We start from the raw sequence: 26,402 nt of genomic DNA, 5'->3' as shown, positions 1-26,402 counted from the left end.
CAATCAGCCACTGTGAAGGTCCAATGCCACGTTTCGATCGACGACGCTTTCTTCTTGCTTGGCTTCGTGCACCGCTGTGCATCGCTTCGATCACGCCATCAGGCCCGCGCCTTGCGGGCCTGACCTTTGGCCCAAAATGCTCGGTGCCCATCGAAATCCTCGACTCCCTCGGTCTTGTCTCAAAGAGCATCGGCTGGACCTTGCGCAATATCCCGCCGGCCGCAGTACCGCATCAGCCGCAGGTACCAACCGATGGCTTTGATCGAGCAGCGCCGTGCATCATGATGGATAGGATCCTTTGCTAGGAGGCGGCGATCTTCCATTCGATGCTCTGAAGGCACCGCAGACTTGCTTGATGGTGATATGGTTTCCACCTGTGGACCGGCAGTCCCCGATAGGAATAAGAGATGCGCATACTACTGATCGAGGATGAACCTCAAATGGCTGTGGCGCTCCGAGGCGCCCTGACCAGGCACGACATGGTGATGGATCACGTTTCGACGCTGTGCGACGCCGAGATGGTGATCGGCGACGGCGCCTACGACGCCGTGCTTCTGGATCGGCAATTGCCCGACGGCGATGGTCTCGAACTCATTCCGAAGATCCGCAAGAAGGGGCTGACGCTGCCGATCATCGTCATTACCGCCAAGGGAGAGGTTCCAGACAGGATCACCGGCCTTGAGACCGGGGCCGACGATTACCTTGCCAAGCCCTTCGTCTTCGACGAACTTCTGGCGCGGCTGCGTGCCGTGATGCGCCGCTCCGAAACCTTGCGCCCGGCGCTGATCTCGATCGGGCGGCTTTCGTTCGATCCAACCTATTGCGACATCATCGTCTCCGGCCTGCGTTTGGAAATGCCGCGCCGGGAGGCGTTGGTGCTCGAATGCCTCATGCGCCGTGCCGGTCGTATGGTGCCGCGACCGGCCTTGATGGAAGCGGTCTTCGGCTTCGACGACGAGATCCAGTCGAACGCGCTCGATTCCCACATATCGCGGTTGCGGCGCAAGCTGGCGGCATCGCAAGCAGGTGTCGTCATCAACGTTATCCGGGGCGTGGGTTATCTCCTGCGTGAAGCATCATGAGCAAACGATGCTCCTATTCGCTGCGCAAGCGCCTGTTCTGGCGGCTCCTTGCCGTCCAATCGGTCGTCCTCATCCTGGTGATGATCGTGCTGATTTCGGTTGGCAAGATATCCGAATTCAGGTCGACGGAGGGCACGATCGAGGTCCTGCGCCAGGCCGTGTTCCGCCAGCCCACCGGAGAATTGAGCCTGAGGGAGACCGAGGATCTGCGACAGCTGCGCAAGGACGCGCCCGATCTCTGGTACACCATACGCGACCTGCAGGGTCATGTTTTGACCGAGGGCCCGGTTCCGGAAGAATACGCCGCAATCGGCAACACGCTCGATCATGTCGGCCAGGCCAAATTCGGCTCGAATCTCGACGACCACGACCGTCCGGCTGCCCGAATGAAGTGGATTGCCACGGATGGGGGACAGGTGCAGTTTCTGACGGGCACCGACGGCCCAAACTCGTCCACCTTCATCCTGCTCAAGCTTTCGCTGGTCCTTGCGAAAATTGTTATTCCGATCGTCGCAGTGATGGCGTTGGGTGCGTTGATCGCGACGCCGCTGGTCGTGCGAAGGTCGCTGGTCGGGATCGACCAGGCCGCGCTCCAGGCCGATACGATCGATATCGACCAGCGTGGCGGGCGGCTGTCGGAAAACGATACTCCCGAAGAGATCGCGCCGCTGGTGCATGCCGTCAACCGCGCGCTCGGCCGTCTCGACGAGGGTTATGAGCGGCAGGAACGGTTTCTGACCGATGCCGCCCATGAACTGCGCACACCGATCGCCATCCTGAACACGAGAATTGGATCCCTGCCGCACAGTTCGATCAAGACCGACCTTTTGGAAGATGCCGCAAGGCTTGCCGTTCTCACCGAGCAGATGCTCGATCTTCAGCGACTGAAACAGGGCAAGGTCCAGTTCATCAAGGTCGATCTCGGCCAACTGGCGAGGAAGGTCATCATCGAGATGGCGCCACTGGCCTTTGCCGCCGGTTACACGGTGCAGTTCGATGTCGACGGCGCCGGCGAGATCGAGGGCGATCCCCTGGCGCTGCAGCGCGCCCTGATGAACATCCTGCAGAACGCGATCAACCACGGCGGCAGGAAAGGCATCATCTCGCTGACATCAGGCTGCAACTGGATCGAAGTCAGCGACGAGGGACCGGGCATCCCCGCCGATATGGAGGATCGGATATTCGAGCCGTTCTTCAAGCGCCATCACGACGGACGCGGTGCCGGCCTCGGCCTCAACCTTGTTCGCGACATCCTGCGCATGCACGGCGGCGAGGTGACGATCGACAACCGCAGTCCTGGCGCGGTCTGCCGGCTGCGCTTCCCGCCGGACAAATCGGCAGGCGTTTATACCCCATCGCATCTGGCTACTGCATAATTCAACGCGCTAAAGCGCCTCGCGATCTTTCAGATCGCTTGCCACGCTTTAGGTCTTTGTTTTGCGCATGTCGTTGTCGCAAAACCGCTCCACACTTTTGCGCGACATGCTTTGTTGCGTCCTTTGCGCCTCTCGAAAAGAGGCGCAGCGCTGTGCGTGCGATGGATTAAATCGCGTCTGCGTGACATATAGATTCGATGAGCGTGCACAGAGATTCGCAACTCGACATGTTTGCCAAGGCATCGCCCGTGACGGCTAAGGCGCGCGGTCCAGCGCGCCGGCGGCCGTCGCAGCCGGTCGTCCACTCCGATGAGGACATGGCGCGGGCGCTCGAAGAGAGCGGCAACTATCGCATCTTGAGAAAGCTGGTCGCCCGCCCGATTGCGTCAGTCAAACGGCCCGGATTTTCGCGCCTTGGCGTCATTCTCGATACGGAGACCACCGGTCTCAACCACCGCAGCGACGAGATCATCGAAATCGGCGCCGTCGCCTTCACCTTCAACGATGATGGGGCGATCGGCGATATCGTCGGCATTTACGGCGGCCTGCAACAGCCGTCCCGGCCGATCCCGCCCGAGATCACCCGGCTGACGGGTATCACCGATGCGATGGTCGAAGGGCAGCTCATCGATATCCAGTCGCTGAGAACTCTGATCGAGCCGGCGGATCTGATCATCGCCCATAATGCCGGATTCGACCGGCCGTTCTGCGAGGCCTTCTCAAAGATTTTCACCGGCAAGGCCTGGGCATGCTCGGTTTCGGAGATCGACTGGAGCGCCCGCGGCTTCGAAGGCACGAAGCTCGGCTATCTCGTCGGCCAGGCCGGATATTTCCATGAAGGCCATCGTGCCGTGGACGACTGCCATGCGCTGCTGGAAATCCTCGATCGAGAGCAACACGACGGTGAAAGCCCGTTCACCGAGCTTTACCGCGCCAGCCAGCGCTCGCGCATCCGCGTCTTTGCCGAACACAGCCCGTTCGAGATGAAGGATCATCTGAAGGCGAGGGGTTATCGCTGGTCGGACGGCAGCGACGGCCGCCTGAAGTCCTGGTGGATCGAAGTCGGCGAAGAGGATCTCAACGACGAACTCTCCTATCTGCGCTCGGATATTTACCGATGGGCCGAAGCGGAGCCGCCGATGGTGCGGCTGACGGCCTTCGATCGTTTCAAACTCTGACCGCGAAGCGATTCGGATCCTGATTGGCTGCTAGATATGGCGACCCATGCAACTGCCGCATAGGTGCAGTGATGCATTGGCGCTGCAATAACCGGATGCCCCATACTATATACAACTCATCGAAGCGAACAAAGCGCCAAGGACTGGCAGCTAAGCTTCGAAAGCCCACGAAAGGGGATCATCATGAACGTAGCACGCTCTTTCAATAACTGGCGCAAGTACCGTCAGACGGTCGCCGAACTGGGTCGTATGTCCGCACGCGAACTGGACGACCTCGGCATCGGCCGCGGCGACATCCGCAACGTCGCGCGCGCAGCCATCGCCCGCTAACGGCAGCTTAGACCAAGCATCTTCAAGACCATGCCAGCGCCTGCTTCTTCCCGAGCGGGCGCTTTGCTTTTGTGCTTCCGGCAAGGTGGAATCAAGGCGATCGAGCCTCCCGCTTTTCGCATAACGCATAGCTGCCCTGCAAAGAAATGCCTATCAACTGAGCAAGAAATAAGTATGATTATTTCTATCGAAGCGATGCACCTCCTCCCGCATCCCTTCGATATACAGGCGCCCCATCCTCCTCCCAGGGCCGTCTGTGGAATGACAGCACTCCTCCTCCCAGCTGTCGTTCGGTTTTTTACGAAAGCCTGCCGCACCTCCTCCCGCGGCAGGCTTTTTCGTTTTGGGCGATAGCATTGCCGGATCGCGCCAAGAGCGACCGCCAGCGATCAATCCATCGCATGACGATGGTGTCATCACCTCCGGCGTTTTGCTCTTATCCCAATTTTGCTTTCGTGCTCTTGCCGGCCCGTGCATCTCCTAAAGCGCGCACCGACAAAGCTGTTGACACCAAACTTGTCGTACAACTATGTAACCGGATGGATACCGCCGCAGCGGAATACGCCGGACAAGACCGGCTTGCGCAATAGCGACGACCCCTGGCGACAATGAAGCGGAAGGAAAATTGACATGCAGATCGACGTGAGGCACGCCTCCCATCCGGAGGCCGTGCGTGATTTCGACACGGAGACGCTGAGGCGTCACTTTCTGGTGGAAACCGTCTTCGCGAGCGGCGAGATCCGGCTCACCTATTCGCATTACGACCGGATGGTCATCGGCGGCGCGACGCCGATCGGCCCCGGGCTGACGCTGACGGCGCCGACAGCGATCGGACAGGAAACCTTCCTTGCCGAACGTGAACTGGGCGCTCTGAACATCGGCGGTGCCGGCCGCATCATCGTCGACGGCACGAATTACGATCTTGCCAAATATGATTGCCTCTATGTCGGCAAGGGTGCCAAGGACATCAGATTCGAGAGCACGGATACCGCCAATCCGGCAAAGTTCTATCTGGTCTCGACGCCAGCCCATCAAGCGCACCCGACCGTGTTGCTCACCCGCGAAAAGGCCCGTCACCTGACGCCGGGCGAAGCCGCGACGGCCAACAAGAGGTCGATCTACCAGTTCATCCATCCTGAGGTCTGCCAGTCCTGCCAACTCACCCTGGGCTTCACCATGATCGAACCGGGCAGCGTCTGGAACACAATGCCGGCCCACACGCATGACCGTCGCATGGAAGCCTATCTCTATTTCGATCTCGAAGCAGAGCAGCGCGTCTTCCACTTCATGGGCGAGCCGCAGCAGACCCGGCATATGCTTGTCGCCAACGAAGAGGCGGTCATCTCGCCGCCCTGGTCGATCCATTCGGGCGCCGGCACCAAGAATTACAGCTTCATCTGGGCGATGGCCGGCGACAATAAGAGCTTCACCGACATGGACCATATCGCCATTGCGGATCTGAGGTGAGCGTCGTGGCAAATCCCTTCGACCTTTCCGGCAGGACTGCCGTCGTCACCGGCGCCAATACTGGCCTCGGCCAGGCCATCGCGGCCGCACTGGCAGGAGCCGGTGCGTCGATCGTCGCCGTCGGGCGCTCCTCGATGGACGAAACCGAGGCGCTGGTGAAGGAAGCGGGAAGCCGCTTCCATGTCGTCAAGGCCGATCTTGCCAGCATCGAACCGGTCAAGGGGATCGTCGCTGAGGCCATCCAGACCTTCGGCGGCCTCGACATCCTCGTCAACAATGCCGGCATCATCCGCCGCGCCGATGCGCTCGATTTCACCGAGGAAGACTGGGACGCGGTGATCGACGTCAATCTGAAGACCGCCTTCTTCCTGTCGCAGGCAGCCGGCCGCCATATGGTCGACAAGGGCAGGGGCAAGATCATCAACATCGCCTCGCTGCTCTCCTTCCAGGGCGGCATCCGGATTCCGTCCTATACCGCCTCGAAAAGCGGCCTCGCCGGACTGACCAAGCTGCTTGCCTGCGAATGGGCCGGCAAGGGCGTCAACGTCAACGCCATCGCCCCTGGCTACTTCGTCACCAACAACACCACGGCGCTGCGCGAGGATGCCGACCGCAATGCCGCCATCCTTTCCCGCATCCCGGCCGGGCGCTGGGGAACGCCGTCCGAACTCGGCGGTGCGGCGGTATTCCTGGCATCGTCGGCATCCGACTACGTGCATGGAACGGTGCTGTCCGTCGATGGCGGCTGGCTGGCGCGCTGATCGGTCTCACCGACCGATCACGCCGAGAGCGCCTCGCGTCTTTTCAGACGTGCCAGGACGCTCTATCGCTTCGATCTGCGCATAACCCCGAAAATCGATTCGGATTTTCGGGATTGTGAGCGAGGGCCGCTGCCGACGCTCTCGACTTATATGTGGAATGCGAACAGGAAACGGGTCGGCGCGGCCGCCTCGACACCAGGATCTCGAAACAGGATGGCAGACAAGGACAACGCGGTCTTCAACACCATTCAGCAGGCGCCGAACCTGCGTAGCAACCTTGCCGATATGCTGACGGCGCAAATCGAGTCCGGCGACCTGAAGCCCGGCCAGCGCCTGCCGACCGAACAGGCGATCATGATTGCGACAGGCGTCAGCCGGACGATCGTTCGCGAAGCGCTCGCAGCGCTGCGCGCGAAGGGGCTGATCACCACGCGGCAAGGCCTTGGGGCTTTCGTCTCGAACGATCCGACGCCCCGATCCTTCTCCATCATTCCCAACGACCTGCAGTCGATCGACGAGGTTCTGCGCGTGTTGGAGCTGCGCATGGGGGTCGAATACGAAGCCGCCGGTCTTGCCGCGTTGCGGCGCACCCAGGAGGATATCGACCGCATGCAGGATCGTCTCGATGCCCTCGACAAGGCGCTTGAGGAGGGTGGATATGGCGCGCAAGAAGACTACGCCTTCCACAGGTCCATTCTGGTCGCGACGCAGAACTCCTATTACGGCCGTCTCTTCGATACGTTCGGCAACATCATGGTGCCACGGCAATGGGCGCGCCTGGACAAGATGACATCAGCCGAGCGCAAGCGCCATGCGGCGCGCATGCGCAGGGAACACCATGCCATATTCGCGGCGATCCGCGACCGCGACGAGCCCGCCGCGCGCCGCGCCATCCGAAGCCACCTGTCGAAGAGCGCCGCGCGCTTCGAAGAGTTGCGTGACGCTACCGCATAATGCCGCGGTGCATGAGGCGCGCCCGCTTCACACCTCAGGCTTCGGCTTCATCAGCCGCCGCCAGACGGCGTGGTCGGTTTGCAGATCGGCAGAGGCGTGGACCGCGGGAAGAAGCGGCTTGCGTTTGCGGCGGCCGAAGCGCCGTTTGAAGCCGAGGATATTTTCGACGAAGCTCCTGGTGTAAAGCCCGGGTCCGCTTGAATAGATCCGCCATCCGCCGTCGACGGCGATCTTTCCCGCCTTGACGCGCTCCCATTCGGCCGCTGCCTGATAACGGTCATGGAAAGCCGCATCGCTGCTGCTGAAATAGGTGTTGCGCTGGCGCAGTGATGCATGCGGCAGCGCCGATGTGACCGAAATCGGGTTGACGAGGGCGATCGCCTTCCAGAGCTCTTCCGCTTCGGCATCAAGCGCCAGCGTTTCGCAGTAGCGCAGATGCGCATGCACATACATCAGCCCGATCTCGCGGCCGAAGAAGGAGGAGGATTCGGCGCGGCGAAACAGCGTCTCGGGTCCGCCGGCATAGGTCGCGGGCTTCTCCATCAGTCGTACGCCGTCGGGAAAGAGCAGATGCTCTTCGATCAGCTTCATATGACCCTGTCTTTGAGCCGGCGTGAAGAGGCCGCCGAGCATCGCCTGCGTCATCGAGATCAGCGAAAAATGCAGGCCGGTGCGCCGGTCGCTCGGGTGCAGCAGCAATTCGACGCCGTCATGGCTGGGATCGAAGATACCGTAGCCGGCCACGACGCCGTCGCGCACGAGATGGCGGTTGAAATCCCGGCGCATCGCCGTTGCGATCTTCCTCAAGCCTTTGGCCTTGCCGCCATGGCCGAGGCGGCGCAGGATCGCCGAATAACGCACGATCTGCTCGTAGAGCAGGGCAACGGTCCAGCTGCTGACCATCCAGTCGCGCAGATGCGGATCGGCCGGCTGCAGAGAATCGTTCCAGTCTCCCTCGCCATAGCGGATCAGATGCGTTCCGGGGATGAAAGCTTCGCGAACGGTATCGAGCAGCTTCTCGACATGGATTGCGATAGTGTCGAGCTCCGCCCTGGCCATTGTCTTTTCATCGCGCCAGGAGACTTTCTCGTCGAGGATGGCGAGATCGCCGGTCGCTTCGATATAGTCGCAGAGCGCCTTCAGCGGCCAGACGACGATATCGCCGTGACTATCGCCCGCCCGGATGTTGGCATAGGGCTCCAGCATGAACCATTGCGGCCAGTCGCCTTTTCCCAGGTATTGTTCGCTGAAGACGGTTTTCAGCACCTGCTTGGCTTCGCGGTCATGCTCGTAGGCGAGCAGGAATTCTATCGGCCCCTGGCAGGCGTCGCGTGTGCCCCAGGCCGCACCCGTATATTGCTCGAGGCCGTGCGGCACGCTTAGATGCACGATTGCATCATGGGCGAGCCAGGGCAGCAGGGTCGTCTGCGCGGCAAGGTCGGGCGACGTGCTGGCGACCGTCAGGCCGCGCACGGTGTTCCGCCAGAATTTCGATGCCGGGGCAAGCATGGCTTCATCGGTGACGCCGGCCTGATAACGCTGCGCCAGGCGCTCGGCTTCCGCCGCATCTGTCATCGAGCCGACGACAGCGAACGACAGCGCCTGCGTCATCAGTGATCGTAGTGCCACGAAAGCGCCGTTGCGTGTTACCCCATCGCTGTAGAGCAGTTCGTCGCCGCCGATCTCTTCGATGGCATCGGGCGTCGAACTCACCAGCCAGTAGCCGGCGTCGGGATAACGCTCGCCCCAGAGCCAAGCCGGGTCCGGCCGGAAAAGAATGCGTTTGCCCGACGTATCGAATTCGATCTGCCCGCCCGCATCATATTCGCGCTCGCCGAGCACGACATGACCAAACACCAGGAAGCGGCACGGCTCGCCCTCGACGGAGACGGTCCACTGCATCGCCGCATCCTCGCCGGAGGCGACCGCCGACACGATGATCGTGCATTCAGGGAGGCGATAGATCCAGCGGCAATCGCTGAGCCCCATTTCGAAAGCCGACGGCACCGCCAGAAGCTGCCAGCCGGCGCCGACATCGGCCATGATGCGCAGCCCGCTGGCGCGGGTCAGATTGTAGGGGTCGCGGGAGACCGAAAAGAGCTTGTGAAAGGACGTATTGCCGATCGTCAGCTGGGCCGCGAAAATACCCTGCATCCAGCAGGTCGCGGCAAGCGTCCTATCGTCGAGCAGCATATTCTCACCGCTTCTGACGATCGCCCCGTGACGGCGCGCTACCAAGAGCTCCTTGTCGCGCAGGACCACATGGCGGTTCAAAACGCCGTCGGAGACGAAAAACGAAAGAAGCTTTCCGTCGACGCGCTCTTCCAGGCTCCGTTGCGGATAGAGCTGGCTGATCATTTTTTTATCCAGCGCCTCGGCCTTCAGCAAAGCAGCATCCTGGAGCAGGCTGCGGACCGGCGCGGCCTCGGCAATATCGGCCGCCGTCCCCTCTGTCGCCGCAAGCTCGTCAAGCCGTGAAAGGTCGGCATCGCTCGATGCCTCGGGATGATCCGCGGCGAAGACGGCAAAGAAGGTCGCGGTCGCACCGCTTGCCGGGACGGAAAGCGATTTTGACTGGATGGCGGGGCATGCCGTCTCCTGCTGGCGCCGTTTGCTCGGCAGGTTGGTGCCGAAGGGGCCGACCAGCAAGTCGCCGAGACGGTCACTCGCCTGTACCAATTGGATCGCATCGGTGGCATAGGCAGCCGCCCCATCGAGGCAGCCCTGCACGAGCCAGGGGTTGCGAGCACCCGACTGCTTGAGATTTTGCCGGTTCATTACGACAGAACCGAATGTCTCGTGATCGGCGATATGGTGATCGACATATTGCGAGGCATAGGCTTCGCTGTTCATCAGGAAGCCGCGATCGCCAAGACCGACGTCCTGGATCAGCACCAGATCGACCGGCAGCGTGCCATCCTTCAGATGCCGGATGGAAACACGCCAGAACCAGGCCGTTTCGGAGGGATGAAGCTCGAGGCGGACATTGTAGCCGATATCGCCTCTCTTGCCGCTCCAGGAGAGACTTGTCGCATCGTGCCCAAAGCTGCCATCGGCGAAAGACCCGACAAGCTCGACGACATCAGGTGCCGCACCACCGATACGCAGATAAAGGCGACTGACGCCGCCGGTCAGCGGCGAGCCCTGGATCTGGTTGATCTGCACCGATCCCTTGTCGTCGGCATATTCGATGGCAAACAGGGTGCCGTTCGGCAGCGCCGATATCGACAGGCCGGAACCGTTGCTGATCGTGAAGAGGCCAAGCTCGTCGCGTCGGGGCATTTGAAAACTGCGGTCAAGGTCCGTGGCCATTGAGATCTCGTCGATTGGCTTCAGAGGGGAATTGGAGGATGACGCAAAATGGTTGAGAGAAATCTTACCAACATCGCCGGTTCTCGATTTGGTCCTTGAAAGCCAGGCCAGTCGATATCACTTGATGTTCTAATTCGATAGTTGCAGCGATAGGTCATTGCCAAGGCCTCAAAGGAACAGTGGTCGCCGGTGACGAGGCGTCAGGTTGCCCGATGGCGCCATACCGGCGGGAACGGAGTTCCCTATCGTTTAAGTTCAAGGCAAACTGGGACGGAAACCGCTGATTCCGTCTGTGCGTGCTTCTTGATGCAACTCGCAGCTCCTATTCAACGAGGTGACTATTGACGCAGTTCTTCGAAACCACTCAAGGGATCATGGCAATGGGAGCGTTCATCGGCGCTGGCGGTTTAGCCGCTGGCTCCTTGCTTCCCATCGTCATTCGACTTGCGAAGTCTGGGATCAACCGGCGCCCGAAAGCCGAGGTTAGAAATCTGGCGATGCTGACGGTGCTGGCCCTAGACGATTTTGTCGGAGCCAGCTATGCGGCCGTTCACGACATGCCAGAATTCAATCCTATGGATGAAGGCCAATTCGCGTTTCACGTTCCCGATCCAACCCTTGCTCTTCCGCGTGACGCAAACTGGGGGCTTTTTAATACCGAGCTTTCAGAAGAAATTTTGTGGTTGTCGAACCGAGTGAAGACCCTTTCTTATGCGTTGGATAGCCTCGACCTTTCCAGGCCCGGATACGATGGCTTCTTTGAACGACGCCAAGAAGGTTATGCTGGTCTGGCCGCTGAAGCGATGGACATTATTCAGCGCATGCTTGAAGAGTTTGACCTCACCCTGCCTGGCAAGCCAGATTATTATCGCCAGCGGGAAGGTCTCGTTTCAGCTGTCCAAAAGGCTGGGGAAAACAACTCGCAGCGCCCAAAGGCTCGCACTGTCGCGCACCCGAGCGGGTCAAATGTGCTGCAACTGTTCCCAAAGGCGAACGACGACGCCGAGTAAAATCAAGCGAAATCGTCGAACCCGATCAAAGGCATCGCATCCTCACGCATGGCCTCTTCTCCAGTGGATGGCTCGTTCCATTGCGGCGTAGTCCGGCGCCAGATCGACGCCTTCTAAAAAGTTCAAGATCCAGGCGCGGTAGCAGCCTTCAAACACGGTCTACTTTCGGCTAGATGGTCCGCCATTGCATAGCTGCGTTGCACAAAAAATGTTTTCCAACTGGTCAAAAAAGGAGCATAACGATCATAGCTGATGCAACACGACGGCTTTCCTCCCAGTTCCGTCGTTTCAGCTGTTCCCCTCTGGAGGTTTATATCTCCACAATTAATGGGCCACGGTTTACCGTCGGCCCTCTTTTTTTGTCTCCGAAAATCACGCGTTGCCGCCGGGTTTGATCGACCGGCCTCCCAATTCCCAGGCGCTGGCTTCGGTCCGCGATTGCAATGGAGAAAAACTTATAGGGCGCTCAACCCGTGTCCGGGGAGCGCCCTTTTTGTTGCTCAAAGCGCGAAAACCAACGAGTCGGCAGGCGATTTGAAGTGGCGCTGCAATACAGGCGTGACGCCGTCGCGTAAAGTCCCGATCTCTCAGGCCTGGTAAGTGGTCCCGGTTATTTTCCGGAACATTGGGCACAGTGACCTGCCGCTCGGAACATTCTCCAAATTGATCAGTGCTGGTGGCGGAGCAGGCCTCTTTTAGCCATGTCGCTCAGGTTAAGCACGTCGACCTTGTCGACAATCGTTAGCAAGCCCGTCGCATCGTGTCCGAGCGATATCTGGACTTTTACGGCATTCGGCCGAAATAGATAAATATGTTGATCGAGAGCAGTGGGATCCCATCAAAACCGGTAGATCATAAGTCTCGCATCCGGGTCGTTGACCTCGAAACAGCCGGGAATGGCCTGAATGATGTTTGCGAGGTCGGATGGCAGGACGTCGTGCTTGGCCATGACGGGGGATGGCAGGTTGACGAAGAGCGCGGATCATTGCTTATAAATCCAGGGCGACCGATCTCTCCTGAGACGATGGCAATACATCACATCGTGGACGCGGAGGTCGCGACGGCACCTTTTTGGAAAGAAATCGCCTCCAGCGTCTTACGGCCGGAAGGTGGAGTGATCGCACTGGCTGCACATCGGGCAAGTTTCGAGCAGCGCTACTGCACCCCCAGATTTACCGGCGGAGCGGCCTGGATATGTACATGGAAATGCGCGCTTCGGCTGTGGCCTGAACTGCCGAGGTTCTCCAACCAGATGCTCCGGTATCTGCGTATGCCCGAGGGACTGGTGCACGCGATTGGCCTTCCCGCCCATCGCGCAATGCCAGATGCATACGTAACCGCACACCATTTGCGGGACATGTTGAATGAATCCACCTTCGAGCAACTGGTGAAATGGAGCAGCGAGCCCGGTCTTTTGCCACGAGTACCTTCTGGCCCAGCGCGTGGCAAAAGCTGGGATCGGCTGGATATTGCGGCATTGCAGGCGTTTGCTCGCGATCGGGATGCCGACCTCCGCTTCAGCGCGGAGACGGAACTTCGCCGGCGAGGCGACGCGGACATGAAAGTAGCTGACGAAGCCGAGCAGGGAACACTGTTTTAGGAGTTCTTCGGCTCCTGCAGGGAAAAGGGACACAGCGGTGAGGGTTTGATGGCAGAACGAATGTCTGAACGCGCCAAGGGTGACATCGACGCCATTTTGGAACGGCTCTATCGGGTTTCCCCGGAGCTGGATAGAATTGCCGCCGATTGCGAGAGAGCTTTGCGGCTCAATGCTGAAGCAAGAGGCGATTACATTTCGCCACGAACCATGCAGGCATTTGCCGAAATGCGCGATGCCGTAAGCGCGCTGTATGGCTCGGCGCAGAACGCGATGAAGGAAGCCGACAGGTTCTTTAAGCCGAAATCGTAGGCCAGTTTTCGCTCCAAATGCGCGATCGGGCCATGGGGCTCGGCACGGCTGATGATTTCAACCCATTCGCCAAGTTAACCGTTCATCTACAGGAGCTTAGACAACCAAGAGACAACGGTTCCCAAAGGCCGATAGCTCTTGAGCGTCAGCTTTTAGCCTCACGCAGGAACAAACTGCACCCCGGCGGCTTTCACATGGGCTCGAACGGAGGAGTTTGAAAATGGACCACAGCAAGCACGTGAGACTTGGCACCGACGAACTAACGCCCGCAGTCCTTGAAGGCGCTACTGTCTACGGCGCAGATGACGACAAGGTTGGAAGCGTGGACCACATGCACGGTTCAGGCAGCAGCGCAAATGTCGTCATCGACGTCGGTGGGTTTCTCGGCATTGGCGCGAAACCTGTTTCCGTGCCGATCAGCGATCTGGACTTCATGCGCGATGAAGATGGTGACGTTCACGCAGTTACGTCCTGGACAAAAGATCAGCTGAAAGACATGCCTGAGCATCGAGACTAACTCGCGGCGAGGAAGTTGAAAGCCCGATCTCAGCATCAGTCTCGGCTCCAGGTTTTTCAACAACTTGGTTGATTCTGTTCAGAGCGGCCTCGTCAACCCCAGTTTTCACGTTGGCGTTGGCCGCCTGGCAAAGGGCACTGAGAGCAGGGCGCAGCCGGTCAGGACGGCAATCACCATCCAGGCTTCGTTGATGGCCTGGACGCTTGCCGCGGTCTGGACCAGCGGATCGAGCAGTGCCGTGGTATCCGCGTCGAAGCTGCCATTATGCCCCGCTATCGTCTGAAGAGGCGCGCCGACGAATGACGCAGCCTCGACGTCGCCGGCTTGAAGGCGGGTCCACAGGCCTTGTCCCAGCGGCTCCGAGCGCGTGTAGATGATCGTATCGATCAGAGCGATGCCGATGGCCCCGCCGAGATTGCGCATCAGGTTGAAAAGTCCGCTGGCATCGGGGATGCGCTCTGGCGGCAGTGTACCGAGCGCCAGCCGCGTCGGCGGCAGCAGGCAGAACATGATAGCGACGCCGCGCACCACCTGCGGCCAGAACATCGCGTCATAGTCCGAACGAGGATCCTGAAAAGCGCTCATCCCGACACCGATCGCAAAGAGAGCGAAACCGGCCGCCGACAGCAATCGCGCGTCCATCCGCTTCTCCAGCGCCACCGCGATCGGCGCCGTGATCAATTGCGCGATGCCGGTGACCAGCATCGTCATGCCAATTTCGAGGGCGTCGTGTCCCCTGATGAAAGCGAGATAAACCGGCATGAGATAGACCGAGCCGAACAGGCCGATGCCGAGCACAAAGCTCAAAACCGAGCCGACCAGAAAGTTCCGGTCGCCGAAATTGCCGAGATCGACGATCGGACGGCGTCGGCGCAGCGTTCGCCATATGAACGCGCCTCCCGATGTGAGGCAGATCGTCAGCAGACTGAGCACATAGGCCGAGGTCCAGCCGCTCGTCGGCGCCTCTTTCAGGCTGAGTTCCAGGGTCGTCAATGCGGTTGCCATCAGCAGAAGCGAGAGCGTGTCGAGATGCCCGAGTTCAGACGGATCGGGCGCCTGCCGCGGCAGGAACCACGCAGCGACGATTGCCGAAACGATGCCCGGAATAACGTTGATCAGGAACAGCCAGTGCCAGGAGTAGGTCTCAGTCAGCCATCCGCCGACGATCGGTCCGACGGTCGGGGCCAACACCGCGAGAACGCCGGCGATCGTCGTCGCAAGCGCCTGGCGCTCGTTCGGGAAGAGAATGAACACGGCTGAAAACACCGAGGGGATCAGGGTTCCGCCGGAAAAGCCCTGCAGCACCCGCCAGGCTACCAGCTCGCCGAAGCTGCCGCTCGCCGCACAGCCGGCCGAGGCGGCGACGAACAGGCTGATGGCGGTAACGAACAGCCATCGCATCGTCAGCAGTCGGGTCAAGAGGCCGGTGAGCGGAATCGCCACCACTTCGGCGATGAGATAAGCGGTCTGTATCCAGCTCATCTGATCGGGATCGATACCCAGCGCCGACTGAATGGTCGGCAGCGATGTCGCCACCACCTGAACGTCGAGGATCGCCATGAACATGCCGACGCACATCGCCATGAAGCCGAGCCAGACGATGGCGGGGGTTTCATCAGGGCGGGCAGATTCAAGTCGTTCCGACATGCGATGATCCGGCGCGCTGCATTCTCAGCCGAGGGTGCGAAGACTACTGCATAATTTCTTAAATCGGAATCAATCGAGAGTAAAATATGCGGCAATTCAAAGTGCTACAGCGCCGCGTTTGCAAGACCGCGGCGCTGTTGGCATTTCCATCCCCAATTGCGATCGAGCCTGACCAGGTGGGTCAGGCTCGATCGTCTTTTCAACGGATTTGGTTCAGGCGTAATATATGTCAGGCGCTTAACTGCGGAAGAGCGACAGAATATTCTGCGACGACGAATTCGCGATCGATAGCGATTGGATCGCAAGCTGCTGTTGCGTTTGCAAGGCAGACAGCCTGCTCGACTCCTCCTCCATGTCGGCGTCGACCAGCCGTCCCACGCCCGACTCGATTGAATCGGACAGCGCACCGACGAAGTCTTCCTGCAGTTCGATGCGCGTCGAGATCGAACCCAGCTGCGCACCGGCAGAGGTCATTGCCGACAGCGCCGATTCGATGGTTGACAGCGCCGACTGGATCTGACCGGTGGTGAAGTCGGTAATGTCGAGCGAATAGACGGAATCGCCATTTGCGTCCACCGTTCCGAGGATGCCGGACGCGGTATCGATCGTCCCGCTGCTCATGCCGAACAACACGTTGCCCGTGGAGCTGGTATCCAGGGCATAATCCGTCACTTTAACGGAAACGGCGCCGGAGCCATCGCGAACAAAGGACGACACGACGCTTTTCGTGCCGCTTTCGCCCGCGACCCAGTTCTCACCAGAGAACGACGCTGACTGGGCGATGCTCAGCAGCTGTTCCTGAAGCTGCGTGATTTCTTCCTGGACCTTGGATTTGTCGACACCGTCTTCCGTCGCTGCCACAAGCTTGGATTTGATCTCGTCGACGACATCGATCGCATTTTCCATGGCCGTATAGGCAGTATCGACCTTTGCTGCGCCGAAGCCAAGGGCGTCGGAGACGGCCGAAAGCGCCTTGTTGTCGGACCGCATCGTGGTCGCGATCGACCAGTAGGCAGCGTTGTCGGATGCGGTGTCGACCCGATAGCCGGTAGAAACGCTGTTCTGCGTCGTTTCTAGGTTGGAGTTGATGCTGCGCAGCGTCTGAAGGGCAGACATCGCTGAATTGTTCGTATTGATGCTCGTCATTGGAAGTTCGACCCGTCCATGAGTTGGATGTGTTGCATCCCGGGTGAATCCGGGCCGTGGCGAGCAGCCTCATGCTTATCGACCCGTCTTCGGAAAGGTCAATTCGCCATCGTTGAGTTAATTATGGTACTTAAAAGTACCTTAATAGTTAACGCGAAGGACGAGTCGACACTTTTTGCATGAATACGCCGCGAAGGCTCGGCTGCTTGATTTGACGGTCGTTTTTCGTGAGGTCCAGATAAATGTCTGCCGGGAGCCGGTCCGAAAGGCGCTTCAGAAATTTCCAACCGGCAATTGACGTCTCGGCGGGAAACTGACTATCAATCTTAAATCAATTTGATTGACTTCAAAACAACGGGCTCGCGGGCATGAGGTTGAGCAAGGCTGCACCGCGCCACTTCCATCGGAGCCAGCTTCGCGGCAGCTACCGCCTCCGACCGGCTGGGCCTACGCGATCGTCGGCAACGTCACACCCTCGGCCTTCCACGAAAAGGCCGCTTGCCCCATGCCGATCCCCAATTCCGCTCCGGTAGTGCGCCGGAATACTCATGATCCGAACTCCAAGAAGAAAGAGTGACCATGTCCACATCGCGACCGAAAGCCCTGCGGCTTGAAACCCTTTGGAACCCGCCTGCTGACGGTAAGGAATTCTCCTACGTCCTGCGTCTCAAGAACCTCGGCACCGAGCCGCTTTCGAATTTCTCCCTCTGCGTGAGCGGCCCAGGCCGTGTCGATCCGGCCGGTCGTGTCGAAGGCGCCACGGTTTCGCAGCGGCTCTCGAATTTCACCGAATTCCAGCCACCGGCCAACTTCCTTCTCGGCGCCGGCGAGACGTGGACGATATCGGTCTACGCACTGAGCTGGCAGTTCCGTCACTGGACGGACGGCGCGACAAGCGGTTATCTCGCGCTTTCCGATGGAAGCACGATCGTGCTCAGCATAGAGCCGACGCGATCTTCGGTCAGCAATGCGCCGCTGAAGCGTGGCGCCGAGATCTATCCGGTTCCCATCAATTCGCCCGTTCAGGTGTCGATCATCCCCTGGCCGAACCATGTGGCGGTCACTTCCCGCCGGCCGCTGCCGGCCGGTTTTGCGCCGCAGTCGCAGAGCGCTGAAGGGGAGGCGGCATCAAGAAGTTTCGCAGCGCTGGTCGAGCATCTCTTTGCCGTCGAAGGCATTATGCGGAGCGAGACGGAAGGCGCGGTTCCGGTTGCCCTGAAGGATGCCGCCGGCTTCGGGCCGGAGGCCTATCGGCTGAGCTTCGAGGGTGAGGCGATCACGATCGAGGCAAGCAGCAAGACCGGCTTTCTCTACGGCCTCGTCACGCTCGGCCAGATCTGGCGCGGTGCAAGGCTGCATCCAGAGGTCTTCCAGTTTCCGGCATCCGGCGAGATCGTCGATGAGCCGTCGATGGGCTGGCGCGGCCTGCATCTCGACGTCGCCCGCCAGTTCTACGGCGCGGCTGAGGTCAAGAAACTGCTGGCGGTGCTTGCCTGGAACAAGCTCAACCGTTTCCACTGGCACCTTTCCGACGACGAAGCATGGCGCGTCGAGATCGACGCCTATCCTGATTTGACCGCGGTCGGTGCCTGGCGCGGCCACGGTCTTGCCGTTCCGCCGCTGCTCGGTTCGAGCCCGGCGCGCACAGGCGGTTATTACACCAAGGCTTCGATCCGCGAGATCGTCACCCATGCCAAGAGCTTCGGCGTGGAGATCGTGCCGGAGATCGATATGCCAGGCCATTGCTACGCCATGTTGCAGGCGATACCGGAGCTACGCGATCCGGCTGAGGTCGGCAGCTATTATTCGGTTCAGGGCTTTCCCGACAATTGCATCAATCCCGCCCGCGAGAAGACCTATGAGATCGTCGAGACGATCCTTTCGGAACTCATCGAGCTCTTTCCGTTCAAGACCATCCATCTCGGCGCCGACGAAGTTCCGCTTGGCGCGTGGTCCGGTTCGCCGGAAGCGCTCGAGCGCCTGCGTAGCGTGGCGGGGAACGAAGTTGCCGATGCGCATGCCAAGCGGCTGAACGTCGTGACCAATACCCACGGTGCCGACGACATCCACGGCTCGGGCGCCGCCATCCTGCAGGCGGAGTTCCTGAACCGGGTCCAGCGCTTCCTTGCGAGCAAGGGCTGCATCACCGGCGGCTGGGAAGAGGCGGCCCACGGCGATGTCATCGACAAATCGAAGAGTTATCTCTGCAGCTGGCGCAATGTCGAGGTCTCGGCCGAACTTGCCGAGCGCGGCTACGAAATGGTCGTCTGCCCCGGACAGGTCTACTACCTCGACATGGCGCTCAGGCCCGACTGGGATGAGCCCGGCGCCAGTTGGGCGGGGACTTCGGACGCCGAGAAGCTCTACAATTTTGATCCCATCGGCGGCTGGACGGCGAGCCAGAAACAGAAACTCCTCGGCATCCAGGCCTGCATCTGGTCCGAGCCGATGACGGATCGGGCCGTTTTCGACCGCCTCGTCTTCCCCCGCCTTTCCGCACTTGCCGAAACGGGCTGGACGAAGCCGTCATCCAAGTCGTGGGAGCGCTTCAGGGCGCTCGCAGGACTGATGCCGCTGCTCTACGGGCTGCAACAGTCGTAGCGCTCCGTTTGGGCCGCCGGTTTTGATTTAAGGATCACCCTTGCCATTGCCGGAGGCGGTGATGGCAAGGATACTGACATCGCTTTCAAAGGGCGTTGTCAGGTGCCGCCCCATCTGCCGCGGGCAGCTCGCATTCGGGTGCGGCGATACGAATAGGACGGGTTCCAATCTCCGCGCCGGTCGCGCGGTCGATTGTGAGGGGATCGATCTCCGTTCCGGTTGCAGCGTCAAAGAAACGGGTGACTGCACCGCCGCTGCGATGCTTGCGGCCCCAGGCGCCGATCGCAAACAGCACCGGCAGAAAGTCGCGGCCGGCTTCGGTCAGCACATATTCATCGCGCGGCGGACGCTCGGAATAGCGACGCTTTTCCAGCAATCCTTCCTCGGTCAACGATGACAGCCGCCCCGTCAGCATTGTCGGGACGATGCCGAGGCTTTTGCGAAATTCATCGAAGCGGGTCAGCCCCGCATGGGCGTCGCGCATGATCAACATGCTCCACGCATCGCCGACGAGTGCCAGGCTACGGGCGATCAGACAGGGCTGGTTTGAAAGATTCTTCATGTCGATATCTTTTTAGTAGTGACTTGCTATCAATTTGATAGTAACAGAATGCGCATGGATATTCCACGACAAAAACGAAGGCAGACGTCGATGAGCAAAAGAGAACGCGGCATTGCCCTGGTCACAGGGGCTTCTTCCGGCATCGGGCTGGTAACGGCGAAGGCCTTGCTACGCGACGGCTACAAGGTGTTCGGCACCAGCCGAAAGCCGATGGCCGACACCGCCGACGGCATCACCATGCTGGTTTGCGACGTCATCGACGATCAATCGGTGCAGAGCGTCGTCGATGAGGTTCTGAAGCGCACGGGACGGATCGATCTGCTGGTCAACAATGCCGGGATCGGCCTGCTCGGCGGCGCCGAGGAGTCGACGACGGAGCAGGCCAAAGCCGTGTTCGACGTCAACGTCTTCGGCACGATGCGCATGACCAATGCAGTGCTGCCAGTGATGCGGCGGCAGCGTAGCGGCCGGATCATCAACCTGAGCTCGATCCTTGGGCTGATCCCGGCGCCCTTCAACGCGCTTTACGCAGCGACCAAACACGCGATCGAAGGCTATTCGGAATCCCTCGACCATGAAGTGCGCACACAGGGCATCCGCGTCGTGCTCGTCGAACCGGGTGTCACCCGCACCTCCTTCGAGGAGAACATCACGCGCCCCGACCGGCCGCTTGCCGTCTATGATGCGGTGCGCGCCGACGCGGAGAGGCTGATGCGCGAGATCGTCTCAAAAGGCGATGCGCCCGAGGTGGTCGCCGCAACCGTCATCCGGGCTGCCAATGCAGCCTCGCCCAGGAGACGCTACACAGCCGGAAAGGCCGCAGGACAGATCCGTTTCATCCGCCGCTTCTTGCCCGAGTCCTTCGTCGACAAGAACCTCCGGAAATTCAACAAACTTCCCGATTGATCCTGGCTTGCCGCATTGTCGGCTCATCACAAAAACGAAAGTTCGCCCTTATGAAAGCATTCCTGATCGATCACTACAAGAAAGGCGGCGCCCTCAGGCTCGGCCAGAGCCCTGAACCTCTGCTGCGCGAGAATGACGTCATGGTCGAGATCCATGCCGCTAGCGTGAACCCGCTGGATGCCAAGATACGGGACGGAGAGTTCAAGCTGATCCTGCCTTACCGGCTTCCCTTGGTTCTCGGCAATGATGTCGCTGGTGTCGTGGTCCGGGTGGGCGCCAATGTCCGGCAATTCAAACCCGGCGACGCGGTCTATGCGCGTCCCGGCAAGGATCGCATCGGCACCTTCGCCGAGTATATCGCCATCGACGCTGCCGATGTTGCGCTGAAACCCGCCAATCTCAGCATGGAAGAAGCCGCATCCATTCCGCTTGTGGCACTGACCGCATGGCAGGCGCTGGTCGAGCGCGCCAAGCTGCAGAAGGGCCAAAGGGTGCTGATCCATGCGGGCTCCGGCGGCGTCGGCACCATCGCCATCCAGCTTGCCAAACATCTCGGCGCCCATGTGGCGACGACCGTGAGCACGGCAAATATCGATCTGGTGAAAAGCCTCGGCGCCGATGTGGTGGTCGATTACAGGAAGGACGACTTCGAAAAGGTGCTGAAGGGCTATGACGTGGTGCTGAACAGCCTCGGCAAGGAGACGCTGGAGAAATCGCTCGCCGTCCTGAAGCCCGGCGGCAAGCTGATCTCGATATCAGGTCCGCCCGATCCCGATTTCGCCCGGCAAAACGGTTTCGGCTTTCTGCTGCAGCAGGTCATGCGCTTCTTGAGCTTCGGCATCCGGCGGAAATCGAAACGCCGGGGGATCGGCTATTCCTTCCTCTTCATGACGGCAAACGGCGCGCAACTCGGCAAGATCACCGCGCTCATCGAGGCAGGCGCCATCCGCCCCGTCATCGACCGGGCCTTCCCGTTCGAGAAGACCAACGAGGCGGTGGATTATGTGGAAACCGGACGCGTCAAGGGAAAGGTCGTCATCGCGGTGAAGTGAGGTTTGGGAAGGCCGAAGAGCGCTCGGTTAGCCGAGCGGCTTTTGCAGGACGTCGAAGCGCGGATTGATTTCGGAAAAGAAAAGTGCGCTCGAGCGAAGCGGCTTCACGGTCGTTGCCGGTAGGCTGAGGGTGTAACACCTGTGCCCGACTTGAATGCCCGCGTCATGTGGCTCTGGCTGCTGAAGCCGCAGGCCGAAGCGATCTGCGCGATCGGGTCCATGCCTGATAACATCGATTTGGCGCGCTCGATACGCCGGTGAGCCACCCAGCCATGCGGGGACACACCATAGCTTGCCCGGAACATCCGCTGAAAATGAAAGGCGCTGAGCTGCCCGATCGTCGCCAGATCCTGCAAGCGGATCGTCTCACCGAGATGGGCCTCGATATACTCCAGACTCCGGCGCCGCACATGAGGAGCGAGCCCGCCGCTGATCGCGCAGGGACGCATCCCTCCATAACGCGGATCAACGAAGAAATCGTTGATCGCCTGGGTCATCGCTTCCTCAGCCAGCAGATGACCGCCCGTCACCATCGCTTTCGTCATCTGCCGAAGCGTGTGCGCCAAGACGGGCGCATCTGCGAAGGTTAATTCGGGAAGAGCCATGAGCCGAGCATCGCGGTCAAACGTCTCGGCAAACATCCGGCGCATCTGGTCGTCGGGAACATACAGATGGACGAATTGGGAGAAATCGGTGATTTCCCATTCGGAAGAGTGCTCCTGTGGCATGATGCACAGCACTCCCGGACGGCCGCGAGCGGCGGGGCTGCCATCCAGACGACGCGTTCCGGCACCGCCTCTCAGATAAAGACTGAACGTATGATCGTTCGGCCGCTGATAGCTCATCCTGTCGTGTGCATTGCTCCAGATGGCAGCTGATCGCCCGAACCCCAGATCGATGGACTGTGACATCTGCGCAGTGGGAGATGCGGATAGAAACCTGAAAACCGAGGGGTGACTATATTTCACCAATTCTTCCCCACACCTGATCATGCCACGCGAACAATACCGGCGGACGACCAGCATGGCGAGCCGGAAGTCCGGGCAAATCGATTTCGTAGCAAGAATCTGCAAGAGGCCTGCTCACGGTTCGCCTATTGGTCGGGAAAACGAGGATCACGCCATGGCAAATGCCGCTCTTTTCATCGCCACCGTCCTGATATGGGGCACGACCTGGATCGCCATTGCGATGCAGGTCGGTCCCGTGCCGGTCTTGGTCTCGGTCTTTTACAGATTTGCGGTTGCAGCAGCTATCCTCGTCGCCATCCTGGTTGTCATGCGGCGGCTCAAGCTGCCTGCCTTGCGCGATCAACCTTTCATCCTTGCGCAAGCGCTCTGCCTGTTCAGCCTCAATTTCATCTGTTTCTACAACGCCGCCGCCTCTATCCCGTCCGGGCTGATCTCGGTGATCTTCTCGCTCGCAACGATCTACAACGCCGTCAATGCGCGCCTCTTCTTCGGCGACCGCATTACCGGCCGCACGCTTGTCGCAGCCGCGCTCGGAGCAACCGGGCTTCTGCTCCTTTTCGGACAGGACGTTGTCGTCGATTTCGATATGGCCACGTTGAAAGGGATCGGACTCGCAGCGCTCGGCACCCTGTTCTTCTCGCTGGGCAATATGGTATCGCGTCGAAACAGCGCGGTCGGAATCTCACCGCTGACCGCCAATGCCTGGGGCATGACCTATGGCGCGATTATCCTGCTCTTCCTGATTGCCGTGACGCGAACGCCGATCGTGGCACCGCCTAACATCACCTATCTTGCCGCCATGCTCTATCTTGCGGCAATCGGATCGGTGATCGGCTTCACCACCTACCTCATGCTGGTGTCGCGCATCGGCTCCTCGCGCGCCGCCTATGCCACCGTCCTGTTCCCGATCGTCGCCCTGTCGTTGTCGACGGTTTTCGAGGGCTACCACTGGAGCGGTCTGGGCCTGTTCGGCCTGGCGCTGACGCTTCTCGGCAACGTGGTCATCTTTGCGCCACCTCTAGCCCGTCGCCCGCAGTCAGATGCGAGGCTGCCAGCAGGCGGATGAGGGGCCGGCCTCGGCAATCTCCGGGGCGGAGGTAGCTAACCGAGCGGCTTTTGCAGGACGTCGAAGCGCGGATTGGTTTCGGAAAAGATCGGCAGGGCGGCGGCGCCGAGGATTGCCGTATCCTTGCCGGTCATGCCGATCATCACCCGAGGTACCGCCCGCTTCTGGTTGGGATCGATGGGGGTGTGCAGCGGCTCCAGCCGCTCTGCAAGCCGAAGCATCAGCGAGGTCGATATGCTGCCGCCGAGCACGATGGTCTGCGGATCGAAGGCAAGCTCCAGAAAATCGACGGTCTGTCGCAGCGGCTGGACGGCTTGATCCAGCCAAACATCGAGGCCTTCGCCGCCCTTGGCGATCAGCGCATCGAGATCGTCGGGCGACAGCTCCTCGGCATTGGCAATGCCCATGAATTCGTATGCAACGGCCGGCGAGGCGTAGCGATCCAGACAGCCGCGCTTGCCACAGCTGCAGAGCTTGCCATGCGGTTCGACGATGATATGGCCGATCTCGCCGGCATTGTTGCGGCTGCCCTTGTAGAGGTGGCCGTCGAGGAACATTCCGGCGCCGATGCCGCCGCCGCCCGCAAGAAACAGATAGACGAAGCTGCCCAAACCGCGGGCGACACCATGAAGACGCTCGCCGATCGCTGCTGCCGTCGCATCGTTCTCGACCAGCACCGGCACTTTTATCCGCTGTTCCAGCTCATGCCGGACAGGAAAATCCTGCCAGCCGGGCAGGTTCAGGGGACTGAGCGACGTGGTGCCGCCATCGGCATAACGGCCGGGCAGGGCCATCCCGACGCCCAGCAGCCGGTTCCGGTCGAATGCGAAGGCCTCCTGAAGATCCTCGACTATTGCTTGGAGCGCCGGCATGGCCCGTTGCGGATCGGGATGTTCGACGTGGCGCTCGATGCGCGCGCAGACAGCGCCGGAGAGATCCGTCAGAACCCCGCTGGCGCGCTGGCGCCCAAGTTCGAGGCCGATCGAATAAGCGCCGCGCGGATTGATGGAGTAGGGGATGATCGGCTGGCCGCGCGATAGCTTCTGTGCCTGGGATGGGACGAGAAGGTGCGACCTCTCCAGTTCCTCGACGATATTCGACACGGTCTGGGCAGTCAGCGCCGTCATCCGGGCGATCGCCGCGCGCGACAAGGGACCGTTCGTGCGGACAGCCTCGATCACCACACGCCGGTTGTGAGACTTGGCCTGCTCGAGATTCGTGCCGGAGATCGCCTTCATGTCGCCTTCAAAGGAAATGGTGCGTCACCCTTGTCACAAGACGAACACCGATGAAAGCCGCATTCTTCGTCTGGTCCCATTTGCCAATGGTGTCGACTAGCGGGCTTTGCCTCTTTGCAGGAGGCCGATGATCGCTATCCCCGCCAATCCGGTGACAGCGCTGAGGATTGCGGTTCCCGAATAGCCGGTCACATAGGTGCCGGCGGCAAAGACCAGCGCGCCGATCCCGGCACTGGCAAAGATATTGACGGAGATCAGTGCGCTGCCGAGGCCCGGCCGGTCGGCGATCAGATCCTGCAGATAGGTGATCGGAATGGTGATGATCGCCGACGCTCCGATGCCGGCAAGCAAGGTGAGCGCATAGAGGTGCCACGGCTCGGAGGCAAAGCCAAGCAGACTGAGGAAGACGGCATAGATGATGGTACCGGCGGCAAGCGCCGTCATCTGTCCTGTCTTCCGCGCGATCCGCGACCAGACGATGATGAAGACGACTTCCAGCAATGCGACGATGCCGACGAGAATGCCGACGTCGCTCAGCTTGCCATGCGCAGCACCAGTGGCGATCAATGGCAGCAGGGCGTCATTCAGATGCAGCGTACTGGTGATCAGCGCGACCCCGCAAATATGCGCCGAAATCCGCGGAGAAACCACTTGGCCAAGCGCGCCGAGGTAAGTGAGATGATGAACTGCTGCCATTTCCGTTGCCGCTCGCTTCGGCAAGGCGAAGACGATGATCCCCTGGCACAACAGACATGAGATGCTGGCAAAGAGGTAGGCCGGCAGCATGCTCGATGCGCCAGACAGCAGCAGGCCAGTTATCCCTGGGATCAGTACCCACGACAGCGAGATCATGGCGCGCACGCCGGAGTTGGCCGTCACCATGTCGCTTCGGTTCATGCCGTGCATAGCCGCGCGCGCATTGGCAAACAGCAGCGAGTTCAGCGCCCCGTAGATCGGCAGGGGCAGCAACCCGCTGATGACGAAGACGGCGGCGCTGGGAAAGGCGTAGACCACGCCGTAGCCGACGATGCCGAACAGGCAGGCGCAGATCATCGTCGAACGGTATTCACCAAGCCGGTCGGCGAGATTGCCGAGCAGGATGCTGATGACGACATTCACCGCCGCCGAGACGAAACTCAGGAAGGAATAGAGGCCGTCGCTCAGCCCCAATTCGCGGATGCCGATGATCGAACGGTAGGGTGCGGTCATCGCTCCCGCCATGCCGAAGGTGAAAATGGCGATCATGCTGGCGCGGATCGCCGGATTGCGGAAGACGTCAGGGAAAAGTCGGCTCATGCGGTGATCGATCAGAAGTAAGCC

Annotated in this window: 22 protein-coding genes and 1 pseudogene; 16 read left to right on the top strand and 7 right to left on the bottom strand. The window is 60.3% G+C overall.

Translation table 11 applies throughout. From position 1 onward, the window contains the following. Window positions 1-23 precede the first annotated feature (23 nt). The 8 genes and pseudogenes from AC25BC_RS30360 to AC25BC_RS30325 all read left to right on the top strand — a co-directional run bounded on the left by AC25BC_RS30360 (window position 24) and on the right by AC25BC_RS30325 (window position 7,148). Window positions 24-285, top strand: a pseudogene (locus AC25BC_RS30360) (hypothetical protein). 122 nt (window positions 286-407) lie between these two features. Next, window positions 408-1,082: a response regulator transcription factor gene (locus tag AC25BC_RS30355; RefSeq protein WP_012763182.1), complete on the top strand. Its 675-nt coding sequence runs from the start codon at window positions 408-410 to the stop codon at window positions 1,080-1,082. After that, window positions 1,079-2,458, top strand: coding sequence for an ATP-binding protein (locus AC25BC_RS30350; protein WP_128405902.1), 1,380 nt, complete (start codon window positions 1,079-1,081; stop codon window positions 2,456-2,458). Before AC25BC_RS30355 ends, AC25BC_RS30350 begins: the two co-directional genes overlap by 4 nt. A 197-nt stretch (window positions 2,459-2,655) precedes the next feature. Further along, a complete protein-coding gene (locus AC25BC_RS30345; protein WP_128438711.1) occupies window positions 2,656-3,636 on the top strand; it encodes a 3'-5' exonuclease in 981 nt (326 codons plus the stop codon). Between the two features lie 183 nt (window positions 3,637-3,819). Beyond that, window positions 3,820-3,966, top strand: a complete 147-nt coding sequence (locus AC25BC_RS30340; RefSeq protein WP_003594835.1) for a DUF1127 domain-containing protein — start codon at window positions 3,820-3,822, stop codon at window positions 3,964-3,966. Between the two features lie 630 nt (window positions 3,967-4,596). After that, window positions 4,597-5,433, top strand: coding sequence for a 5-dehydro-4-deoxy-D-glucuronate isomerase (kduI, locus tag AC25BC_RS30335; protein ID WP_128438710.1), 837 nt, complete (start codon window positions 4,597-4,599; stop codon window positions 5,431-5,433). Then, on the top strand, window positions 5,430-6,194 hold the full coding sequence (gene kduD, locus AC25BC_RS30330; protein ID WP_281023994.1) for a 2-dehydro-3-deoxy-D-gluconate 5-dehydrogenase KduD: 765 nt from the start codon (window positions 5,430-5,432) through the stop codon (window positions 6,192-6,194). The genes kduI and kduD overlap by 4 nt, the downstream gene beginning before the upstream one ends. A 213-nt stretch (window positions 6,195-6,407) precedes the next feature. After that, window positions 6,408-7,148: a FadR/GntR family transcriptional regulator gene (locus AC25BC_RS30325; RefSeq protein ID WP_012763187.1), complete on the top strand. Its 741-nt coding sequence runs from the start codon at window positions 6,408-6,410 to the stop codon at window positions 7,146-7,148. A gap of 27 nt (window positions 7,149-7,175) precedes the next feature. On the opposite strand, the gene AC25BC_RS30320 is transcribed toward AC25BC_RS30325, so the two are convergent. Further along, window positions 7,176-10,460, bottom strand: a complete 3,285-nt coding sequence (locus AC25BC_RS30320) for a GH36-type glycosyl hydrolase domain-containing protein (protein WP_128438708.1) — start codon at window positions 10,458-10,460, stop codon at window positions 7,176-7,178. Between the two features lie 341 nt (window positions 10,461-10,801). Between AC25BC_RS30320 and AC25BC_RS30315 the strand changes: the two genes are divergently transcribed. The 4 genes from AC25BC_RS30315 to AC25BC_RS30300 all read left to right on the top strand — a co-directional run bounded on the left by AC25BC_RS30315 (window position 10,802) and on the right by AC25BC_RS30300 (window position 13,896). After that, complete coding sequence (locus AC25BC_RS30315; RefSeq protein WP_128438707.1) at window positions 10,802-11,470, top strand: hypothetical protein; 669 nt, start codon at window positions 10,802-10,804, stop codon at window positions 11,468-11,470. Between the two features lie 811 nt (window positions 11,471-12,281). Next, window positions 12,282-13,070 carry a DNA polymerase III subunit epsilon gene (locus AC25BC_RS30310; RefSeq protein ID WP_128438706.1) on the top strand — a complete coding sequence of 263 codons (789 nt, stop codon included), beginning with the start codon at window positions 12,282-12,284 and terminating at the stop codon, window positions 13,068-13,070. Window positions 13,071-13,118: 48 nt separating this feature from the next. Then, window positions 13,119-13,379 carry a hypothetical protein gene (locus AC25BC_RS30305; protein WP_012763191.1) on the top strand — a complete coding sequence of 87 codons (261 nt, stop codon included), beginning with the start codon at window positions 13,119-13,121 and terminating at the stop codon, window positions 13,377-13,379. 220 nt (window positions 13,380-13,599) lie between these two features. After that, entirely contained in the window at window positions 13,600-13,896 is a 297-nt protein-coding gene (locus tag AC25BC_RS30300) for a PRC-barrel domain-containing protein (protein WP_012763192.1), read from the top strand. Between the two features lie 105 nt (window positions 13,897-14,001). Here the strand turns inward: AC25BC_RS30300 and AC25BC_RS30295 are convergent, their stop codons facing one another. Next, window positions 14,002-15,543 (bottom strand): DHA2 family efflux MFS transporter permease subunit, encoded by a 1,542-nt coding sequence (locus AC25BC_RS30295; protein WP_017996924.1) that lies wholly within the window; start codon window positions 15,541-15,543, stop codon window positions 14,002-14,004. Window positions 15,544-15,780: 237 nt separating this feature from the next. Beyond that, window positions 15,781-16,689, bottom strand: coding sequence for a flagellin N-terminal helical domain-containing protein (locus tag AC25BC_RS30290; protein WP_128438705.1), 909 nt, complete (start codon window positions 16,687-16,689; stop codon window positions 15,781-15,783). A 579-nt stretch (window positions 16,690-17,268) separates the two neighbouring features. Between AC25BC_RS30290 and AC25BC_RS30285 the strand changes: the two genes are divergently transcribed. After that, window positions 17,269-19,290, top strand: a complete 2,022-nt coding sequence (locus tag AC25BC_RS30285; protein WP_128438704.1) for a beta-N-acetylhexosaminidase — start codon at window positions 17,269-17,271, stop codon at window positions 19,288-19,290. A gap of 85 nt (window positions 19,291-19,375) precedes the next feature. Here the strand turns inward: AC25BC_RS30285 and AC25BC_RS30280 are convergent, their stop codons facing one another. Beyond that, complete coding sequence (locus AC25BC_RS30280; RefSeq protein WP_012763196.1) at window positions 19,376-19,852, bottom strand: winged helix-turn-helix transcriptional regulator; 477 nt, start codon at window positions 19,850-19,852, stop codon at window positions 19,376-19,378. A gap of 90 nt (window positions 19,853-19,942) precedes the next feature. Between AC25BC_RS30280 and AC25BC_RS30275 the strand changes: the two genes are divergently transcribed. Next, complete coding sequence (locus tag AC25BC_RS30275; protein WP_012763197.1) at window positions 19,943-20,758, top strand: oxidoreductase; 816 nt, start codon at window positions 19,943-19,945, stop codon at window positions 20,756-20,758. A gap of 50 nt (window positions 20,759-20,808) precedes the next feature. Continuing rightward, window positions 20,809-21,810 carry an NADP-dependent oxidoreductase gene (locus AC25BC_RS30270; RefSeq protein WP_128438703.1) on the top strand — a complete coding sequence of 334 codons (1,002 nt, stop codon included), beginning with the start codon at window positions 20,809-20,811 and terminating at the stop codon, window positions 21,808-21,810. Window positions 21,811-21,914: 104 nt separating this feature from the next. Here AC25BC_RS30270 and AC25BC_RS30265 read toward each other — a convergent pair whose 3' ends face one another. Then, complete coding sequence (locus tag AC25BC_RS30265; RefSeq protein ID WP_012763199.1) at window positions 21,915-22,778, bottom strand: helix-turn-helix domain-containing protein; 864 nt, start codon at window positions 22,776-22,778, stop codon at window positions 21,915-21,917. A 154-nt stretch (window positions 22,779-22,932) separates the two neighbouring features. Between AC25BC_RS30265 and AC25BC_RS30260 the strand changes: the two genes are divergently transcribed. Next, window positions 22,933-23,844 carry a DMT family transporter gene (locus tag AC25BC_RS30260; RefSeq protein WP_128438702.1) on the top strand — a complete coding sequence of 304 codons (912 nt, stop codon included), beginning with the start codon at window positions 22,933-22,935 and terminating at the stop codon, window positions 23,842-23,844. A 35-nt stretch (window positions 23,845-23,879) separates the two neighbouring features. Here the strand turns inward: AC25BC_RS30260 and AC25BC_RS30255 are convergent, their stop codons facing one another. Beyond that, window positions 23,880-25,082, bottom strand: a complete 1,203-nt coding sequence (locus AC25BC_RS30255) for an ROK family transcriptional regulator (RefSeq protein ID WP_128438701.1) — start codon at window positions 25,080-25,082, stop codon at window positions 23,880-23,882. 96 nt (window positions 25,083-25,178) lie between these two features. Next, window positions 25,179-26,378 (bottom strand): MFS transporter, encoded by a 1,200-nt coding sequence (locus AC25BC_RS30250; RefSeq protein ID WP_128438700.1) that lies wholly within the window; start codon window positions 26,376-26,378, stop codon window positions 25,179-25,181. Window positions 26,379-26,402: the final 24 nt, after the last annotated feature.

The organism is Rhizobium sp. WSM409, assembly GCF_057653825.1.
This window is presented reverse-complemented; position numbering and strand designations above follow the sequence as displayed.

Bases quoted from the DNA above. Each gene is read 5' to 3' on its own strand.
- AC25BC_RS30290 (WP_128438705.1), bottom strand. From the start codon at position 16,689: ATGACGAGCATCAATACGAACAATTCAGCGATGTCTGCCCTTCAGACG.
- AC25BC_RS30250 (WP_128438700.1), bottom strand. From the start codon at position 26,378: ATGAGCCGACTTTTCCCTGACGTCTTCCGCAATCCGGCGATCCGCGCC.
- AC25BC_RS30300 (WP_012763192.1), top strand. From the start codon at position 13,600: ATGGACCACAGCAAGCACGTGAGACTTGGCACCGACGAACTAACGCCC.
- AC25BC_RS30270 (WP_128438703.1), top strand. From the start codon at position 20,809: ATGAAAGCATTCCTGATCGATCACTACAAGAAAGGCGGCGCCCTCAGG.
- AC25BC_RS30310 (WP_128438706.1), top strand. From the start codon at position 12,282: ATGTTGATCGAGAGCAGTGGGATCCCATCAAAACCGGTAGATCATAAG.
- AC25BC_RS30260 (WP_128438702.1), top strand. From the start codon at position 22,933: ATGGCAAATGCCGCTCTTTTCATCGCCACCGTCCTGATATGGGGCACG.
- AC25BC_RS30295 (WP_017996924.1), bottom strand. From the start codon at position 15,543: ATGTCGGAACGACTTGAATCTGCCCGCCCTGATGAAACCCCCGCCATC.
- AC25BC_RS30320 (WP_128438708.1), bottom strand. From the start codon at position 10,460: ATGGCCACGGACCTTGACCGCAGTTTTCAAATGCCCCGACGCGACGAG.
- AC25BC_RS30350 (WP_128405902.1), top strand. From the start codon at position 1,079: ATGAGCAAACGATGCTCCTATTCGCTGCGCAAGCGCCTGTTCTGGCGG.
- AC25BC_RS30255 (WP_128438701.1), bottom strand. From the start codon at position 25,082: ATGAAGGCGATCTCCGGCACGAATCTCGAGCAGGCCAAGTCTCACAAC.
- kduI (WP_128438710.1), top strand. From the start codon at position 4,597: ATGCAGATCGACGTGAGGCACGCCTCCCATCCGGAGGCCGTGCGTGAT.
- AC25BC_RS30340 (WP_003594835.1), top strand. From the start codon at position 3,820: ATGAACGTAGCACGCTCTTTCAATAACTGGCGCAAGTACCGTCAGACG.
- AC25BC_RS30285 (WP_128438704.1), top strand. From the start codon at position 17,269: ATGTCCACATCGCGACCGAAAGCCCTGCGGCTTGAAACCCTTTGGAAC.
- AC25BC_RS30305 (WP_012763191.1), top strand. From the start codon at position 13,119: ATGGCAGAACGAATGTCTGAACGCGCCAAGGGTGACATCGACGCCATT.
- AC25BC_RS30325 (WP_012763187.1), top strand. From the start codon at position 6,408: ATGGCAGACAAGGACAACGCGGTCTTCAACACCATTCAGCAGGCGCCG.
- AC25BC_RS30280 (WP_012763196.1), bottom strand. From the start codon at position 19,852: ATGAAGAATCTTTCAAACCAGCCCTGTCTGATCGCCCGTAGCCTGGCA.
- AC25BC_RS30355 (WP_012763182.1), top strand. From the start codon at position 408: ATGCGCATACTACTGATCGAGGATGAACCTCAAATGGCTGTGGCGCTC.
- AC25BC_RS30345 (WP_128438711.1), top strand. From the start codon at position 2,656: ATGAGCGTGCACAGAGATTCGCAACTCGACATGTTTGCCAAGGCATCG.
- AC25BC_RS30275 (WP_012763197.1), top strand. From the start codon at position 19,943: ATGAGCAAAAGAGAACGCGGCATTGCCCTGGTCACAGGGGCTTCTTCC.